Source organism: Pseudomonadota bacterium (assembly GCA_026388275.1).
In the GTDB taxonomy this organism is placed as follows: domain Bacteria; phylum Desulfobacterota; class Syntrophorhabdia; order Syntrophorhabdales; family Syntrophorhabdaceae; genus JAPLKB01.
In genome coordinates this window covers 47,540-65,127 of the sequence record JAPLKB010000009.1, presented here as the reverse complement: position 1 = coordinate 65,127, position 17,588 = coordinate 47,540, and the positions used below count along the sequence as shown (strand labels likewise).

Annotated in this window: 18 protein-coding genes; 9 read left to right on the top strand and 9 right to left on the bottom strand. The window is 44.1% G+C overall.

The features are described from left to right. Nucleotides 1-4: 4 nt before the first annotated feature. The 4 genes from NT010_01845 to NT010_01830 are packed head-to-tail and all read right to left on the bottom strand — an operon-like array spanning nucleotide 5 to nucleotide 3,311. Nucleotides 5-406 (bottom strand): cobalamin-dependent protein, encoded by a 402-nt coding sequence (locus NT010_01845; GenBank protein ID MCX5804798.1) that lies wholly within the window; start codon nucleotides 404-406, stop codon nucleotides 5-7. A 33-nt stretch (nucleotides 407-439) separates the two neighbouring features. Continuing rightward, a complete protein-coding gene (gene meaB, locus NT010_01840) occupies nucleotides 440-1,375 on the bottom strand; it encodes a methylmalonyl Co-A mutase-associated GTPase MeaB (GenBank protein MCX5804797.1) in 936 nt (311 codons plus the stop codon). Next, complete coding sequence (locus NT010_01835) at nucleotides 1,341-2,051, bottom strand: GntR family transcriptional regulator (protein ID MCX5804796.1); 711 nt, start codon at nucleotides 2,049-2,051, stop codon at nucleotides 1,341-1,343. Before NT010_01835 ends, meaB begins: the two co-directional genes overlap by 35 nt. A 60-nt stretch (nucleotides 2,052-2,111) precedes the next feature. Next, nucleotides 2,112-3,311 (bottom strand): CaiB/BaiF CoA-transferase family protein, encoded by a 1,200-nt coding sequence (locus tag NT010_01830; protein ID MCX5804795.1) that lies wholly within the window; start codon nucleotides 3,309-3,311, stop codon nucleotides 2,112-2,114. Nucleotides 3,312-3,838: 527 nt separating this feature from the next. On the opposite strand from NT010_01830, the gene NT010_01825 reads away from it, so the two are divergent. The 9 genes from NT010_01825 to NT010_01785 all read left to right on the top strand — a co-directional run bounded on the left by NT010_01825 (nucleotide 3,839) and on the right by NT010_01785 (nucleotide 10,170). Next, nucleotides 3,839-5,308: an HD domain-containing protein gene (locus NT010_01825; GenBank protein MCX5804794.1), complete on the top strand. Its 1,470-nt coding sequence runs from the start codon at nucleotides 3,839-3,841 to the stop codon at nucleotides 5,306-5,308. Nucleotides 5,309-5,478: 170 nt separating this feature from the next. Next, on the top strand, nucleotides 5,479-6,675 hold the full coding sequence (locus NT010_01820; GenBank protein MCX5804793.1) for an MFS transporter: 1,197 nt from the start codon (nucleotides 5,479-5,481) through the stop codon (nucleotides 6,673-6,675). A 115-nt stretch (nucleotides 6,676-6,790) separates the two neighbouring features. Then, a complete protein-coding gene (locus NT010_01815) occupies nucleotides 6,791-6,922 on the top strand; it encodes a hypothetical protein (GenBank protein ID MCX5804792.1) in 132 nt (43 codons plus the stop codon). A gap of 117 nt (nucleotides 6,923-7,039) precedes the next feature. Further along, nucleotides 7,040-8,011: a P1 family peptidase gene (locus tag NT010_01810; GenBank protein ID MCX5804791.1), complete on the top strand. Its 972-nt coding sequence runs from the start codon at nucleotides 7,040-7,042 to the stop codon at nucleotides 8,009-8,011. A gap of 31 nt (nucleotides 8,012-8,042) precedes the next feature. Beyond that, nucleotides 8,043-8,303 carry a hypothetical protein gene (locus NT010_01805; GenBank protein MCX5804790.1) on the top strand — a complete coding sequence of 87 codons (261 nt, stop codon included), beginning with the start codon at nucleotides 8,043-8,045 and terminating at the stop codon, nucleotides 8,301-8,303. A 170-nt stretch (nucleotides 8,304-8,473) separates the two neighbouring features. Beyond that, the gene (locus NT010_01800) at nucleotides 8,474-8,716 is read left to right on the top strand and encodes a hypothetical protein (GenBank protein ID MCX5804789.1); all 243 of its coding nucleotides are present in this window, start codon (nucleotides 8,474-8,476) and stop codon (nucleotides 8,714-8,716) included. Nucleotides 8,717-8,725: 9 nt separating this feature from the next. After that, complete coding sequence (locus tag NT010_01795; GenBank protein MCX5804788.1) at nucleotides 8,726-8,899, top strand: hypothetical protein; 174 nt, start codon at nucleotides 8,726-8,728, stop codon at nucleotides 8,897-8,899. Between the two features lie 238 nt (nucleotides 8,900-9,137). After that, a complete protein-coding gene (locus NT010_01790; GenBank protein ID MCX5804787.1) occupies nucleotides 9,138-9,353 on the top strand; it encodes a DUF2283 domain-containing protein in 216 nt (71 codons plus the stop codon). Nucleotides 9,354-9,648: 295 nt separating this feature from the next. Next, complete coding sequence (locus NT010_01785) at nucleotides 9,649-10,170, top strand: peptidylprolyl isomerase (protein MCX5804786.1); 522 nt, start codon at nucleotides 9,649-9,651, stop codon at nucleotides 10,168-10,170. Between the two features lie 57 nt (nucleotides 10,171-10,227). Here the strand turns inward: NT010_01785 and gltA are convergent, their stop codons facing one another. The 5 genes from gltA to nuoE are packed head-to-tail and all read right to left on the bottom strand — an operon-like array spanning nucleotide 10,228 to nucleotide 17,128. Further along, entirely contained in the window at nucleotides 10,228-11,646 is a 1,419-nt protein-coding gene (gltA, locus tag NT010_01780; GenBank protein ID MCX5804785.1) for an NADPH-dependent glutamate synthase, read from the bottom strand. Then, a complete protein-coding gene (locus tag NT010_01775) occupies nucleotides 11,643-12,500 on the bottom strand; it encodes a sulfide/dihydroorotate dehydrogenase-like FAD/NAD-binding protein (GenBank protein ID MCX5804784.1) in 858 nt (285 codons plus the stop codon). The genes gltA and NT010_01775 overlap by 4 nt, the downstream gene beginning before the upstream one ends. After that, on the bottom strand, nucleotides 12,497-14,809 hold the full coding sequence (locus NT010_01770; protein MCX5804783.1) for a molybdopterin-dependent oxidoreductase: 2,313 nt from the start codon (nucleotides 14,807-14,809) through the stop codon (nucleotides 12,497-12,499). Before NT010_01770 ends, NT010_01775 begins: the two co-directional genes overlap by 4 nt. Continuing rightward, nucleotides 14,806-16,686, bottom strand: coding sequence for an NADH-quinone oxidoreductase subunit NuoF (locus NT010_01765; GenBank protein ID MCX5804782.1), 1,881 nt, complete (start codon nucleotides 16,684-16,686; stop codon nucleotides 14,806-14,808). Before NT010_01765 ends, NT010_01770 begins: the two co-directional genes overlap by 4 nt. Beyond that, nucleotides 16,679-17,128 carry an NADH-quinone oxidoreductase subunit NuoE gene (gene nuoE / locus NT010_01760; protein MCX5804781.1) on the bottom strand — a complete coding sequence of 150 codons (450 nt, stop codon included), beginning with the start codon at nucleotides 17,126-17,128 and terminating at the stop codon, nucleotides 16,679-16,681. Before nuoE ends, NT010_01765 begins: the two co-directional genes overlap by 8 nt. Nucleotides 17,129-17,588 lie beyond the last annotated feature (460 nt).

Below are 17,588 nucleotides of genomic sequence, written 5' to 3'. Positions count from 1 at the left end.
CCTCCTATGTCCTTTTCATGTGAGTTTTTATAAGCTCAATCGTTTCGAAAAGAGGAGTTCCACCGGGAAAAACGCCTGCAACACCAAGGTCTTTCAGTTTTGAAATATCTTTTGCAGGGATCACGCCACCCACAAAAACTGTTTTATCAATAATGTCTTCTTCCTGCATCTTCTTCATCAGTTTCCCCACAATAGAAATGTGGGCACCGGTCATAATTGAAAGCCCGATAATGTCAACATCTTCCTGAAGGGCAATATGGACAATCTGATCGATTGTTTTGTGGAGTCCCGAATAGATAACCTCCATGCCCGCTTCTTTGAGCGCATGAGAAATCACCTTTGCCCCCCTGTCATGGCCATCCAGTCCCGGCTTCGCAATCAAAACTTTTATTATTTTTTCATCCATCACAGCCCCTCCATTTACAATTCCTGCTTCAAACTAAAGACTTTTTATCTCCAATGCGGCTCGGACAGCGGTATATGGATCAATCTCTCCTTTTTGCAGTTTTTTCACGATGCCGTCGAAGCACTCATTGTCGGTCCATGTTTTGAGGGCTTTTCCCCATAATTCTTCTCTGAGAAGAGCAAGCATCAGTGTTTTCAATTTTTCTTTTTTAAGTTCTTTACCGTGTATATTTTTACTGAGATAAACAAAATGTTCGTTGATAGCGTCAACAAGTTTCTCTATACCGCTGCCTTCCTTTGCTTGTATTGTTAAAACAGGTATTTGACGACCTTTTGTTTCACGCTGATTGATATATGCTTTAACATCTGTTGAAATATCTTCGGCATTGGTATTTTCAGACTTATTGATCGCGACAATATCGCCTATTTCAAGGAGTCCCGCCTTCATCAACTGGACTTCATCGCCATAGTCCGGTGTTAAAACGGTAATTATAGTGTTGCACAGTGAATATATTTGTGTATCAGTCTGACCGGAGCCGACTGTTTCTACCATAATAATATCTTTGCCGAGGGCTTCAAGGACATAAACCGTGCCTGCTGTTGCTTTTGCAATCCCTCCGGGGTAGCCTCGGCTTGCCATGGAGCGTATAAAAATACCCTCCGTATTCTCGGCATCCTTCATCCTTAAGCGATCTCCAAGAAGGGCTCCGTGGTTTTTCATGCTTGTGGGGTCAACAGCAATAATCCCCACTTTTTTTCCATTATTCGCAAAGATTACGGCAAGTTTGCCGATAAGGGTGCTCTTCCCTGCACCGGGTGTGCCGGTTATACCTATTATATTGGCTTTTCCTGTATGAGGAAATAGAAGCGGGATTAACCTGTATCCTTCATCTCCACCATCTTCCATTATCGAGATCAGACGAGCTGCGCTTTTCTCATCCCCCTGCAGCACCTTTTTTGCCAGATCCATATTTTACATTGCCCCGCTTGATCCTCTTCTTTAACAGGTTCTTGCCTCTTGCGATGTGCTTACGGACAAGCTTTTCGACACGTTGCGCATCCTTTGCCTTCATCAGAGCAATCATATCCTTATGGTCTTTAATGGATATCTCCACAAAGTCCTGATAACGGAGGATCATGACCCTGAAACGATGTATATAATCTCTCAGGTCATATATCATGGCATACAATTTTGAACTTCTGGCTGCTTTGTAAAGCTTTTCATGAAACTCAGTGTTTAATGTTATAATTTCATCATAATCCTTTACCTGCAGGCATTTTTCTTCCTTTTTTACAATATTTTCAAGAACTGCTATGTCCTCGTCAGTTGCCCTCAACGTTGCAAGATACGCAGCATATCCCTCAATAACAGCACGAAGGCCGAAAACATCGTCTACGTCTTCTATTGTAACAACACTTATGGCATAGCCGCCTCTGGGAAGCTTATGTATAAGACCTTCTTTTTCAAGTTTTTGAATAGCTTCCCTTACAGGAGTTCTGCTCATTTCCATTTCTGCCGCAATCTTTTCCTCGATTAAACGTTTATGAGGCGGCAAAATCCCGTTTATTATGTTTTCCTTCAGTTTTTTGTGAACCTGTTCACGTAAAAACCTTCCTTTTCTTAATGTCTGTTCTTCGTCAATCATATCTCCTCCTCTTAAAAATTACATTCAGGATCAATCTGTTGCCCTTACATTCCCCCTATTTCAGATAACCCTCTTAGCTTTCAATTGTTCCAAATGTTCTATAGAAATACCAAGCTTTTTGCAATATATTTCCTCATTATGCTCTCCGAACCTTGGGGGGAAAGGTAATTTTCTGTTCAGAGATTTCACATAACCAGTTGTAAGCGGCTGCGGTGCAAGATAGATTGTTGTGCCGGATTTTTTATCGGTTGAAGAAAGTATTTCATCCTTTATATAGGGATCTTCCAGTACCTCCTCGATTGTGTTCACTTTAGAAATAGGAATAGTAGCATCGGCGAACAGACTGATTAATTCATCTGTCCCGAATCTAACCGTAACCTCTTCTATCGCTCTGTTCAGAGCATCAACATCCTTTATCCTTCCTTCGTTTCTCGAATATTCGGGTTTCTCAAGGGTTTCAAAACCGCTTATCTTCAACATCCTCTCCCACTGTATGTCGTTTCCTACAGCGATATACGCATAACCATCCTTCGTTTTATATACGCTGACAGGGGCAAAAAACTCGTGGGTATTCCCCCTTCTTTTGATCTTTTTGTTAAAAGATTTGGTCTGGGTAATAGGCACGGTCAACCAGGAGACCGTGCTCTGAAACATTGAAAGATCTATTTTGGAGCCTTCTCCTGTTATTGCTCTTTTGTATAATGCCTTCATAATTAACCCATAGGCGTGCTCACTCGTACCCATATCTGGGAGAGGTACTCCGAGTACATAAGGAGGACCGTTTCTATCACCGGTAATATCCATGAGCCCGCTTCTTGCCTGCAGAATAGGATCATATGCGGCCTCGTTGCTCTCGGGGCCGAAACCTGTTAGTCCCACCCATATGATGTTTTCTTTAATTTTACTTACTGTTTCATAATCAATGCCAAGTTTTTTGTAATGTTTTGGAAGCTGGTTTGTAGCAAATATATCAACATTCAGATCAATAAGCATTTTTTTAAAAATATCCTGCGCCTCAGGCGCAGAGAGGTCCAAAGTTATCGCCTTTTTATTGCAGTTAATGGCAAGAAAGTATGTATACATCCTGTCTTCGTTCAGTCTATTCTCTCCGACTCTTCTGTTCGGATCTCCATAAACAGGGTGTTCCATTCTGATTACCTTTGTTCCTTCCAGCGATAATCTGTAAGTAAGAAAGGGCAAGACCGTTGCCTGTTCAAGGGAAAGCATTGTAACATTTTTAAATATTTCATAATCTTCCATAAATTACCCCTTGTATACTGTATACAATATATATATTATTGTTTTAAATATTGTCAAGTAATTTGTATGCAAAATAAATCAAATATATTTACAATCAACACTTTGCTTTTTTAATTGGTTAATGACTGAAATAACCATGTATTATCATGATGTTAAAAAATTTATATTTATTATCCACTCCTTGGCAGAAAGGGCTGTGCAGTTCCTGTATGCTGCATGGAACTGTGTGTGATTTGTGATTTCGAACATTTTTTAGTAGCTGCTCAATAGGGGAAATTTGGTAAAAAACTGCAATATAAAGCATATCAATATAATGCGCCTTACTCCGGGTCGCCTGCTTCCGGCTTTTTCCGACTTTGGGCGGAATTTAATTTCAAAAAGAAGGAGGATGTTGACACACAGCAATTAAATATGTAAATGTATGCACAAGTTTAGTGTACCGAAGTTTGTAATGGTGAACCAACATACTTCCGACACACCTTTGCAGCTATTCTTAGATGTAAGTTTCCTTCTTCAGGAGGGTGCAAATGAGATACGCATTTTTCAGGTCTATCCGGATCAAATTACTTTTTCCGGCAATAATAACCTTTCTTTCTGCCTTTGTAATTATTATCTGTTTCGGATTGGACCGAAACAAGCATGAAAGGACAAATACAAGGGACAACATTCTAAAGTTTTCACAGGCCATGTTGTGCGAACAGCAATACTTACAGGATATGAGCCGACAATCCGTTGTAATACAGGCAGGTTTACCTCAAGCAGAAAATCAAAACACGCCTGCCGGAACAAACTTGTTTATTAAAGTTTTTCTGATATGTTGCGCAGGCAATATTATTAATACAGGCAGGCTGGACAAACTCCTTGATGCCTGCAAGAAGGTGAAGGAAGGTGATCTTGCGGCGCGTATCGTCGAAGATCAAATGAAAGATGAACTGAGCCAGGCGTTCAAGACATTTAATGAAATGGCTGAAGCTTTAGAATATAGAAACTCCCTTCACTTACAGACAGAAGATATCCTTAGCAAAAACGAAAACAAATATCGTTCATTTTTTGAGAATGCTCTGGAAGGAATCTTCCAAAGCGCTCCTGAAGGTAGTTTAATCAGCGTTAACCCTGCAATGGCCCGCATATGCGGATTTGCGACACCTGAAGAAATGATAACAACCATTGCCGATATGGATCGGCAACTTTTTGTTGACGATGAAAATCTGGAAGAATATACACATCTTCTTAAAGAAAAAGGTGTTGTTAAAGGCTTTGAGACACAGTTTTACAAAAAGGACGGGGATATATCCTGGGTTTCAATGAATGTCCGCACTATTAAGAATGAAGAAGGCAGGATAATCCGTCATGATGGCATAATAGAGGATATTACACGTTATAAACTTGCGGAAGATTCTTTTAAACAGAACACGGACAGACTGAGGAGAACCCTCGCGAGCACAATCAATATAATATCTTTGGCTGTTGAGATCAGAGACCCCTATACGGCAGGACACCAGAGGAGGGTATCAAGCCTCTCACGTACCTTAGCTCAGGAAATGGGTCTGCCGAAAGATATGGTCGAAAATATTCGCATTGCCGGTTCTACCCATGACATCGGAAAGATATCTATACCTGCCGAGATATTGAATAAACCGGGCAAGCTTAATGACAAGGAAATAGAAATCATTAAGACGCATGCTCAAGCAGGTTACGATATTTTAAAAAATGTCGGGCTGCCTCATCCTGTAGCAGAAATAGTAATTCAGCACCATGAACGGATAAACGGCACCGGTTATCCGAAAGGACTCATGGGTAATCAGATACTCATTGAGGCCCGTATCCTTGCTGTTGCCGATGCATTGGAAACTATCATATCGCATCGTTCGTACAGATCTGCCAGTGTGATTGAAGAAGCTCTTGAGGAGATAGAAAAGAACAAGGACATTCTCTATGATTATGAGGTGGTTGAGATATGTCTCAGGCTGTTCCGGGTAAAAGGATTCAGTTTTTAATAACTGCATGACACAGCCGGCATTGAATGAAGCATTAAGAATCCCGGGTCAGTACACAAAGGACTTTTTCAGGACAAATGGCAGAAAACGATAACAATTCAACATTCAACACTCGGCATTCAACATCTCCAAAACCTTCTCCCTATCTCCAAATTTTTACCAGCCGTCACATGGCAGTAATGGTTCTTCTGGGTTTTGCCTCAGGGCTTCCCTTGCCGCTTACCAGCGGGACATTGCAGGCGTGGCTGACTATTGCAGGGACAGATTTGCGCACCATTGGCATCTTTTCCCTGGTAGGTATCCCCTACACAATAAAATTCCTGTGGTCGCCGCTTATGGACCGGTTTGTACCGCCATGGCTGGGACGGCGGCGTGGATGGATAATCCTTACCCAGCTTATTTTGATGATCGGCATAGGGATTATGGGTATCATCTCGCCCCGTCATGCCCCGCTTATGCTTGCAACGCTTGCTTTCCTTGTTGCTTTTACCTCTGCTTCTCAGGATATTGTCGTTGACGCATACAGGACAGACGTGCTTCCTGTCGTTGAGCGCGGCGTAGGGGTTGCTGTTTTCTTAACCGGTTACCGTATCGCCATGCTTGTTGCCGGTGCCCTGGCTCTAATATTGTCCGAACATATAGGCTGGCAGAATACATACCTTCTAATGGCAGGATTGATGATAATCGGTATGCTCGGCACGCTTGCCGGGCAGGAACCGGATTCAAACATAGCCCCACCCAAAAGCCTTGAAGAGGCAATATGGGGACCGCTGAAAGACTTCTTTTCCCGTCGTCTTGCTTTGGTCTTTATGCTGCTGATTATCCTCTACAAACTTGGGGATGCCTATGCGGGCACCTTGACAACCGCCTTTTTGCTGAGAGGCGTCGGTTTTACTCCAACCGAGGTCGGCACGATCAACAAAGGCATGGGGCTTATTGCCACAATCGTCGGAGCTCTTTTCGGTGGCACCCTTATGATAAAGCTTGGGCTATATCGCGCGCTTATGTCGTTCGGCCTGCTCCAGATGGTATCCAATCTTTCCTTCATGGTCCTTGCCTGGACAGGAAAAAACTATTTCATGATGATTTTCGCCATAGCTTTTGAAAACCTGTCAGGCGGCATGGGCTCCACAGCCTTTGTAGCGCTTATAATGGCTTTGTGCAACAAGCGCTTTAGTGCAACACAGTTTGCACTGCTTTCATCCATTGCCGCTATCGGAAGGATCTTCATTTCGCCTTCGGCAGGCTATGTAGTGGAATACACCGGCTGGGCAATCTTTTTCTTCCTAACGACCCTTACTGCCCTTCCTGGACTGGTACTGCTTTGGTGGCTTCGGGAAGAAATTACCCTGCTGAAAAAGGATTAATTAGATTAATATTTTAGTGTCCATCTGGAAACCCCTGACAGACACTAAGATTGGTTTCCGCAAAGGAAAGCTTTTTCTGCACTCTTGAAAGACCGTACGGGAGGGAGAGCGAAGTATGGGAAATGAAGAAGGCTTTATTCAGTTCCGCCGGATTACCATCAGCTTAGATGATAATCCGGCTTGGATGGGCAACGGCATGGCAGGGATGTCTAAGATGTGGATGGGCTGTGAGGCTTGCAGGCCGTAATCGTACTGAATGTACGATGGAGGATCGCAAGGCGAAGCAGAGCACCGCAGATTGACATTCCAATCATGCCGTTGACCGTCTAAAAAACCAGTATTATCAAAAAGGGGGTGTGTAATGATAAAAGAAATAGGCTTCAATGAAATAGAAGGCATTATGGTCGGTCACGCGAGTGACCTGGAAGCCGCAACCGGCGTCACCGTCATTATAAGCGAGCAAGGTGCTACAACAGGGGTGGACGTAAGAGGCGGCGCTCCCGGAACCAGAGAAACCGATTTGTTAAATCCTGTCAATCTGGTGCAAAAGATTCATGCTGTTATGCTGGCCGGAGGCAGTGCCTTCGGGCTGGATGCTGCTGCCGGAGTCATGCAGTACCTTGAGGAAAGAGGCATCGGTTTTGATGTCCATGTAACTAAGGTTCCCATTGTTTGCGCTGCTGCGCTCTTTGACCTCACAATCGGCGACTGCAGAATCAGACCCGACAAAAAGATGGGGTACCAAGCTTGTGTAAATGCCGGCAACAGGGGTGCTGGACAGGGGAATACTGGTGCCGGCACAGGGGCTACGGTGGGTAAAATTCTGGGCATGGAACATGCGATGAAGAGTGGCCTGGGGAGTTATGCCCTTCAGGCAGGAGATTTGAAAATAGGTGCCCTTGTTGCCGTGAACTGTCTGGGTGATGTCATTGATCCCCTGACAGGAGAAAAGCTTGCAGGTCCTCTTAATGAAAATATGATGACTCTGGCCGATACTGAAGAAATCATGATTAAATCTTATTCTGACAAAAAGGATCTTTTCAGCGGCAATACAACCATCGGCGTTATAGCAACAAACGCTGCCTTTACCAAAGCACAAGCCACCAAGCTGGCTTCCATGGCCCAAAACGGGTATGCCAGAACAATGAGGCCAGCCCATACCATGTTCGATGGCGACACAATATTTGCCATGGCAACCGGCTCCATCGAAGCCGATCTTACTGTTACAGGTTTTTTAGCAGCAAGAGCAATGGAAAGAGCGGTGGTTGCAGCAATAAAAAACACCGAATCCCTCTTCAGCCTTAAGTGTTATGCTGATCTGAAACATGAGCCCTGATTTGTGAAATATTAAAAGTCATTGCGAGGACTTGAATCCCATAGATCAGGCCAAAGGCATACTTGCATATATTCAGGCAAAACATCCTGATAAAGGGTACAATTTGGATGGGGTGATGAGTGATTTAGTAAAGTATAACCGGAAACCTGAAACCTTATCGGACACGGTGGTGTCCACAGTGGACACCGTAATACAAATCTCCGTAAAGTCTTATCCTACCTTGTTCCGTACGATATCACTATTAAAACTTGTTTCTAAAATTCAGGACGTAATTGTCTCTCCGCTGCCGTGATTAAACCGTACGGATGGAACGCCCCTTGTTTCCCAAGGTTATCTCTTTGCTGTGAATGGGAAACATTTAGCATTTAGCATTGCAGCAATGGTTTTATGTAATGTTATTGGCATTTTGCGAGGATAATATAAAAATAGAGGAAAGTTACAAGAAAATAGGATAATTTAAAAATGGACGGGAAATCCTTGAATATAACCGAAGAAAAAATTAATAGACTTAGGGAAATTATCCCCGAAGCATTCACGGAGAATAAAATCGACTGGGAAAAGCTACAAGCCTCTCTGAAAGTACCATATCTCGTATCCTGGAATTTTACACATCTGGTAAAAGTGAAGACAAGACGAATGGTAAACTCAATAAACGCTTTGGCAGGATTTGGAGTAATAGAGATTATTTCTCCCCAGGAATTATAAGGAGGGGCAATGGAAACACTAAAATATTTTGATTATCAGAAGGTCGCGGGAGAAATGGGAATACCGGACGTTCTTATGAAACAGATAGAAAAGGAGATTAAAAAAGAATTTCCCAATGATAGGATGGTGTATGAGCTCCATGTGCTCAGGGCTTTGAGAAGCAAATACTGGCTAAAAAAATAGAAAATAAAAAAATGATGAAAACTGTAGAACTCCAGATAAATAAACTCTCCTTTCTTTATTATGGAACAAGGAAAGAGTTGGTCAAGCAAAAAGTTAAACCGGTAATGATATAATTTGTCTGTAAACTCTGTGCCCTCACTGCCGTAACAAAACCGATAAAACCTGTTTTTGTTGAAGAAGAGAATGAAATTGTTGTGATAACGGTATATACTTATTATTACTGACGGGAGGGAATGTCATGAGAATTTCTTATGATTCGAAAGTGGATGCACTATATATTCGTTTTATTGAGACCACAGTCACAACAAAACATGTTGCAGAAGACATTGCCGTTGATTATGACCCGGACGGCAAGATAGCAGGTATAGAGATACTTGATGCAATAAAAAGGTTCGGCAGTAAAGATGTTTTCAAGAAAGTAACGCTTGAAGACATTGCGCTCATGGCCTCGTAGAAACATTTCTTACAGACTTCAATATTCATTTTTCAGTAAGTTCAAAGGATTCAAAATCTCCCCGCTTCAAACTGTAATCCCTGCCGCTGAACATAAAGCAAACCTTGACCCTTGTTTGCTGATGATGTTATATTTGCTTCACATAATTTTTTCCTGCTTCAGAGGTAAAATATTCAAGAGGATTAAATTGGGTAGAAAAATATTTGTTTTAAGTTCAATATTATTGATCGGATTTTTCCTCTTTAATGCGAGCGCAAACGCTGCTGAAAAAAATTTAACGAAAGGTGATAAGAAAATGGATGATTCTCAGTTAACAGCAACAATTAACACGGCAAAAGGCAATATCAGGCTGACACTTTTCCCGGACAAAGCTCCCTTAACGATTCTCAGCTTTGTAAATTTGTCCAAAAGGGGTTTTTATGACGGTCTTACTTTCCACAGGGTAATACCGGATTTTATGATCCAGGGAGGGTGTCCAACAGGCACCGGCACAGGCGGGCCTGGATATCGTTTTAAGGATGAATTTTCAAAAGATTTGAGGCACGACAAACCGGGTAAACTTTCCATGGCGAATGCAGGCCCCGGTACAAACGGAAGCCAGTTCTTTATTACTCATGTAGCCACACCCTGGCTGGATGATAAACACACCATTTTCGGGCAGGTCGTAAGCGAAGAAGACCAGAAGGTCGTGAACAGCATCGTCGGCGGAGACAGGATTGTTTCCATTACTATAGACGGCGATTACAGCGGCCTTGCAGAAAAATATAAAGACCAGCTTGATGACTGGAATAAATCACTTCAAATTAAAGGGAAATAGTTATAGATATTAAATTACCCCGCCCTCAAACAGGATGTTTTTCAGGCGGGGTAATTTTTATTTTCCTGCCGTCAGGTATTGATGCATTGAGCGCGCCGCTTTTCGTCCCGCACCCATAGCGAGAATAACCGTTGCAGCGCCGGTTACAATATCCCCTCCTGCCCAGACACGATCTTTTGTTGTCTTTCCTGTCTCAGGATCGGCAACGAGCGTCCCGCGACGTGTTGTTTCAAGCCCCGGAGTAGTTGACGGCACCAGCGGGTTAGGGCTGTTGCCGATAGCACAGACTACAGCATCCATCTGCATACGGAAGTTTGAGTTAGGTATCTCTATAGGGGCTCTTCTCCCTGAGGCATCCGGTTCACCAAGTTCCATTCGCAGACATTCGATCTCTTTCAGCCAGCCGTTCTCATCCCCGATATATCGGACAGGTAGGGTCAGCACGTTAAAGATAACTCCTTCCTCCTCGGCATTTTCACTCTCTTCCAGCCGTGCAGGCAGCTCTGCATGAGAGCGCCTGTAAATGATCCTGGATTCAGCAGCCCCCATACGGAGTGCTGTCCTTGCAGAATCCATGGCAACGTTCCCGCCGCCGACAACTGCTATCTTTAAATGTTTTTTTACAGGCGTAGAAGACATAGGGTAACGGTATCCCTGCATGAGATTCATACGGGTAAGGTATTCGTTTGCCGAATAAACTCCGTTTAAATTTTCTCCCGGGATATCCATAAACCAGGGGAGCCCTGCGCCTGTTCCCACAAAAACAGCATCGAATTCTTTCAGTAATTCATCTATAGAGCGTGTTTTTCCCACAACATAGTCTGTGAAGACCTTTGCGCCAAGCTTTCTAACGTAGTCAACTTCTCTGGCAACAATTGCTTTAGGGAGACGGAATTCGGGGATTCCGTATGTCAATACCCCTCCAGCCTTATGGAGCGCCTCGAATATTGTCACTTCGTGGCCAAGGAGTATAAGGTCGCCTGCCACTGTGATCCCTGCCGGGCCGGAACCGACTATAGCTACTTTTTTACCGGTAGGCTTTGCCTTGGGCGGTATATCCACAACACCCTGTTTGGCCTCCCAATCTGCAAGGAACCTTTCCAGTCTTCCTATAGCGATTTCACCTTTTTTATTGACCAGTATACACTGTGATTCGCACTGGCTCTCCTGGGGGCACACCCTTCCGCACACTGCAGGGAGACAATTTTTTTCCTTTAATTTCTTTATCCCGGACGCAAAATCTCCTTTTACAATAAAGGAGATGAAATCAGGGATATCGATTTCTACAGGACAGCCTGTTTTGCATCTCGGTTTCTTACATTGCAGGCAGCGCTTTGCCTCTTTAACTGCAAGTTCCTCTGTATAGCCCAACGCCACCTCATTGAAATTATGACGCCTGATTTCAGGAGACTGCCTTGGCATATCGTTCCGGTTTAGATCTATTTTTGATGTTTTTTCTGTCTTTTCTTCATTCATGCTTGGCACTTACCCCCCTTGTGGATTATTGGTTTTGGTTCACTTCGTCTGAAAAACAACACCTCTTCCTCAAGATATGCCTTTCTGCGTGCAAGAAATTCCTTCCAATCCACTTCATGTCCGTCAAATTCAGGGCCATCGACACAGGCAAATTTCATCTTACCATTGACTGTTACACGACAGACACCGCACATACCGGTCCCGTCAATCATAATTGGGTTCAGATTTACAACCGTTTTAATCCCGAGGTCCTTCGTAATCTCTGATACATGAGCCATTAAATATGTGCAGCCGTTTACAATAATTCTATCAGGAGGGGCAAGAAGGCCGTTGATGACATCCGGCAGCCGGCTCACATGACCCTTAAACCCCTGACTGCCGTCACGGGTTATATTGAATATTCTGTTTGATAAAGGGATAAACCTGTCAGTCCAGTATATCAGGTAATTGCTCCTTGCCTCAAAGACAGTGATGATTTTATTTCCTGCCTCTTTTAACGCTTTCACAACAGGGTACATGCTCCCGATGCCATAGCAACCACCGATGCACATGACTGTACCAAAATTGCCGATTTCTGTCTCATTGCCCAGAGGGCCGACACATGTGGCAACACTATCTCCCTCGTTCAGGCAGGCAAGCGCTCCTGTTGATGCACCGACCTCCATGAAGACAATGGTAATCGTACCTTTTTCAACGTCCCAGTCGGCTACGGAGAGTGGAATACGCTCGCCCTCATCATTGGCACGTACAATAACAAACTGACCCGGCCTTACCTTTGATGCTATTTCAGGCGTCTCAATAACAAGGAGATGCATATTCGGAACGATCATCTTACGCTCTATTACTTTATTCATCTTGCCCTCCCTGCTGTTTCCCGGGACTGCTTTCCGCCCCTTTCTCGCTCGCCCTGCGAGCTAAGGTCATAACTTTCGCTTTCTATCACTTTCATACCACCTACAATATCTGCCAGCAATATGCCTCTGTAGCTGCTTTTGGCTGGGGTAGTGGAAATTCCTTTACCCTTTCCGGAACCAACAATTGAACCTTTAATGATAATTTTGACAAATTCAAGTCTCTTTTTTAAGTTCAGGAAGCCTTTCACATATTTTTTAATCTCATTCTGAATCAATGGTACATCTTTATACTTCGAAACGTTCTTACCCATCTTCTCTGCAATACTTTTAAATATCCACCAGTCAGGCCTTGATTCCATATATGGCTCTATTGCCTTTTTAACAGACAAAATCCTGCCTTCTCCGTTGATAAGTGTGCCTTCGGATTCAGGGAACAGGCTTACCGGGAGAATCAGATCAGGAAGTCGGGAAGATGGAAGAGGCAACGCATTCTGGTAAATGAGAAAATCACATGCCGGCAGCGCATCAACAGATGTTTCACCGATAAGGTAAATCACCTTTTTCCGCTTTTTTAAATCAACTTTTGCAAGATCAACTTTAACGTCTACGGACTTATCCTGAGCAGCATTGTTCAACACCTCGCCTGGCATAACACCCGGAAAAGCGCCCATGGCAAGCATACCCTTGAGATTTGTATAAGGGTGTGCAACAACTGTTTTCCATCCATACTTGTTTCTCATTTTGATGAGAGTCTGCAAAATTGCACCCCGTCCAGGAGCATGTATAACCCCTTCCCCCACAACAACAACGTTTTTGGATGAGGCGGCAAAATGCCTGGATACTTTCTCTATATCACTACCCCATTCCTTATTCATACCCGAGGTGCCTTTCTCCTGCTTTCTTTTTGGGATGCCGGCGATTAAGAATTCCAGTATATTCACCCATTGTGTTTCGTCGGTTTGGAAGGCCGCTTCACTGAGGAGGTCGAGATTTGTATCAACAGAGTTTATGACAGCGAGACTGGCGCCTGTTTGTGCAGCCTTTTTAATGTTTATGCCGATTGGTGAATATCCGTAAAGGGCATCGAATCCAACAGTAAGAATGCCCTGGGCAGCTTCAATAATATCTATAGATTCGGACCCAAGGGCAAGGTCCAGAAAATTGTCAAGGTCATCACCGAGCTCTATCATAAGTGAGGATGCAATGTTTTCAGAACCGGTGAGGCTACGGATGAACTTTTGTGCTAAAAAGAGGTCTTCGTTGGATAGTTGAGGTGAAACGAGAAACATACAGTCCTCGGGTTTGACCCCTTTCAGTTTATCGGCTGCTGATGAAATTGCCTGATCCCATGAAATATCGTTATACCCCATAGGGGTCATCTCCATCGGTACCCCATAGCGAAGCGGGCTATGAACATATTCCGGAACAGCAAACCGCCCTTTTACGCATAGAAGGCCATGATCTATCGCTGAATCATAGTCAGGCAGAACATCAATCACCTCATTATTTTTCACCTGGAGTTGGAGCTTGCAGCCTACAGCACAGTAATTGCATGTAGTAGCAACCTGTGTGTCAGGCTTTCCATACCATTTGCTTACCTTAACGCTCAATGCACCGGTGGGACATGCACTTACACAGGCTCCGCAGAATTCACATCCTGATTCGAGGTGTGTCCGGTCAAAGGCAGGGCCGATCGTAGTAAGTCTCCCGCGCTGCTTGAAGCTCAATGTCCCGTTCATGCGGACGCTATTACAGACTCTCACGCAACGTCCGCAGAGTATGCAGAGGTTGTAATCGCGATCATAGAAAGGATCGTTTTTCTCAACAGTAAAACCCCTGTAATAAACAGGATAAGAGGTTTCAGTCAAACCTATACTTTCGGTAATCTGCTGAAGCTCGCAACGGTTGTCATTGGGACAGTAACGACAGCCCGTAGTTACACCTACTTTACGGATTGTGCCCTGAAAATCTTTGCATTCATCCTGTTCTGTGCAGAAGAGGCAGCTTGCAGGATGTTCGCTCAAAAGAAGCTTAAGCACCTCCTGCCTTAAACTTCTTATTTCCGCAGTATCCGTCCGGATAACCATGCCGTCTTCTACAGGTGTCGTACATGAAGTAGGAAAGCCCCTTAAACCATCTACCTCAACAACACAAAGCCGGCAGGCACCGTATGACGGCAAATGCTCCAGCGTACACAGTGATGGGATAAAGATGTTGTTCATCCTGGCTGCCTGAAGCACGGTAAAGTTTGGTTGGATTGCTATCTTTCTGTTATCAATTGTAATTTGAATGGTCTTTTCCTTTGTCATGATTTTTTCTCCGCAGTCCTGATAACGATTGCATCACCGGCGATTGCCTCAAATCTGCATACTTCGTAGCATGAACGGCACTTAATACATTTCGTTGCATCGAGGTTATGAGGCTCAGACCTTGGTCCTGATATTGCCCCTGTTGGGCAAGCTCTTACACAGGACTGGCAACCAGTGCATTTTTCCTTGATAACCCTGTATTCAATGAGATCTTTACAGACAACTGCCCTGCAACGTCCATCCTTTATGTGCTCAAGATACTCATTTCTAAAGTAACGAAGCGTTGTAAGGACAGGGTTCGGGGCAGTCTGACCCAAACCGCAAAGAGCACCTTTCTTTATCGTATCACCCAGCGTCCGAAGCGTCATCAGATCTTCCGGCATGCCTTCACCATGCGTTATGCGCTCCAGTATCTCAACCATATGGCGGGTTCCCACACGGCAAGGGACACATTTGCCGCAGGACTCTTTCTGGGTAAAATCAAGGAAATATTTTGCCACATCAACGATACAAGTATCATCATCCATGATAATAAGGCCACCTGAACCCATGATGGAGCCGGCAGAAGCCAGCGATTCATAATCTACAGGAAGGTCGAGAAATTCTTCCGAAAGACATCCTCCGGACGGCCCGCCTGTCTGGATTGCCTTGAAGGTTTTTTGCACCCCACCGCCTATGTCGAAGATGATCTCCCTGAGCGTTGTGCCGAGCTGCACCTCGATAAGGCCGGGCCTGCGTACCTTGCCCACAAGAGAAAACGTCTTGGTTCCCCTATTCCCTTCCTTGCCGAACCTGTTATACCATTCTGCTCCGTTTCGGAGGACATTCGGGAGTGTTCCCATGGTTTCAACATTATTAATTATGGTCGGGCATCCGAAAAGTCCTGCTATGGCAGGAAATGGCGGGCGTGAACGCGGCATTCCACGTTTGCCTTCAATGGATGCAATTAATGCCGTTTCTTCGCCGCACACAAAGGCTCCTGCACCTTCCTTGATCTTAATATCAAAACCGAATTTAGAGCCGAGTATATTACTGCCCAGCAAATTATTTTCTTTCATCTGTTTTATGGCGGTTTTCAAACGCTCGATCGCAAGGGGATATTCAGCCCTTATGTAGACAATGCCCTTGCTCGCACCTATGGCATATCCTGCAATGAGCATTCCTTCGAGCACCGCATGGGGGTCTGACTCAATGAGCGATCTGTTCATGAAAGCACCGGGATCTCCCTCGTCTGCATTACAAATCAGATATTTTTGCTCACCTGGCGCACCCCTGCAGACAGTCCATTTCCTGAAAGTCGGGAAACCTGCCCCTCCTCTGCCGCGCATACCTGCCTGCCGTACAACGCCTATGACATCCTCCGGCGTCATCTGGAGGGCTTTCACAATGGCCTGATATCCGTCAGTTGCAAGGTACTGGTCAATATCTTCAGGATCAATGAGTCCGCAATTTCTGAGAACTACCCTTACCTGCGGTTTTAACATGGGCAGTTCATAGAAAGGAGGTATATTGTGGAAGCTATTGTCTCCAAAATGACCTATTGCAGCTTTAGCAAAGGGCACTCCATCAACAAGATGCGATTTTAATACGTTGGTAAGCAGCTTGGGGGTCATATTTGAGTAGCTCACCCGAGGCTGTTCCGGCATCTTGATATCAACAAGGGGCTCAAGATAACAGGGGCCTATGCATCCAACCTGTATTATCCTTGCCTTCAAATTGTTATTCTTTAGGAACCTCTCAATTTCCGAGATCAGTTCAAGAGCCCCGGCAGCCCTTCCACATGATGCGGCGCCAACGTATATAAGCGGTACTTTATTGTTCCGCAATTCTTCCCATTTCTTTTTTGCCGATTTAATTTTCAATTTTAATTTATTCATATTGTTTTAATAGCTCCGATAATTTGTTTACGGTCATTCTGCTGTAAATATCAGCATCAACTTGAACCACAGGAGATAATGCGCAGCATCCTAAACAGGCAACCCGCTCCAGGTCAAAACGTTTATCCGGGGTAGTTTCACCGCAGCCTACGCCCAGTTCACGTTCCAGCATGTCAAGCAAGGTAGCACCACCTCTTACGTGGCAGGCAGTCCCGAGACAAACCTTTATTGAGTGTCTGCCGGGCGGATTGAATCGAAACTGTGCATAAAAAGAGGACACACCAAAAATCTGGTTTTCTGTAATGCGGAGGTGTCTGGAAATCATTTTTACCGATTCAGGTGCCACATAACCATAATGTTTCTGGACATCCTGAAGAATCGGTATAAGCTGATCCGGCTTTCGTTCATACTTTTCAAAAATGAATTCAATCTTTTCAGGCATAAATTCTCCCCTTGTAGATCACGCGCCAGCGTGAAAGCATTAGAACCAATAAATTGTTGTTTACTGATCCGATTAAATTAACCTGTTTCTTTGCAAGGGAGTACGCTTGATAAAAAGGCTTCTTTACCTTTTATCATAATAAACCCCCTTTTTCTTCTTTTACAATACTTAATAAATCGCAAAAATTATGTCAAGAGATTTCTAAATAAATTTTTAAGAAAAATGAATCTTTTGTTAATAAAAAAGGCATGGTCGAATTGACCCTGCCTTGGTAATTGATTATTTATGATTACTTTGTGAATCTTCTCCTTATTGCCACAAGACCGGCAAGACCAGGGGCAAAAAGAAACAATGAGGAAGGAAGGGGCACAGACGACGCGCCTGATACGGATACATCATCAAGGGCATAATAGGACGGATCATTACGAAACGCAAATGTCATATCTGTAGCGCTGTCCGT